Source organism: Salinifilum aidingensis, from assembly GCF_054782015.1.
The window spans coordinates 1-737 of the sequence record NZ_BAAGTH010000035.1 but is presented as its reverse complement, the minus strand read 5'-3'; the positions used below and the strand labels follow the sequence as shown (position 1 = coordinate 737).

The 737-nt window shown below is 65.8% G+C and carries 1 protein-coding gene; it reads right to left on the bottom strand.

Annotated features, from left to right (window positions below):
• On the bottom strand, positions 1–737 hold a 737-nt coding region (locus tag ACYVJE_RS22995; protein ID WP_461146124.1), incomplete at both ends, for an AAA family ATPase.

The following is a 737-nucleotide window of genomic DNA, read 5'->3' as shown; positions in this document are numbered from 1 at the left end:
TCAGCAGGTCCACCATCTGCACGATCTCGTCGCGCGTGAGCTGGTGGAACACGATCACGTCGTCGATGCGGTTGAGGAACTCCGGCCGGAAGTGCTTCTTCATCTCCTCGTTGACCTTGGACTTCATCCGCTCGTAGTCGGTCTCCTGCTCCGCCCCCGAGGAGAAGCCCAGGCCCACGGTCTTGGAGATGTCGCCGGTGCCCAGGTTCGAGGTGAAGATCAGCACCGTGTTCTTGAAGTCCACCGTGCGGCCCTGCCCGTCGGTGAGACGCCCGTCCTCCAACACCTGCAGCAGCGTGTTGTAGATCTCCTGGTGCGCCTTCTCGATCTCGTCGAACAGCACCACCGAGAACGGCTTGCGCCGCACCTTCTCGGTGAGCTGACCGCCCTCCTCGTAGCCGACGTAGCCCGGGGGCGCGCCGAACAGCCGCGAGGCGGTGTAGCGGTCGTGGAACTCGCCCATGTCGATCTGGATGAGCGCGTCGTCATCGCCGAAGAGGAACTCCGCCAGCGACTTGGACAGCTCGGTCTTGCCCACCCCGGACGGGCCGGCGAAGATGAACGAGCCCGACGGGCGCTTGGGGTCCTTCAGCCCCGCGCGCGTGCGGCGGATCGCCTGCGACACGGCCTTGACCGCGTCGTCCTGGCCGATGACCCGCTTGTGCAGCTCGTCCTCCATCCGCAGCAGCCGGGAGGTCTCCTCCTCGGTCAACTTGAACACCGGGATGCCGGTCCAG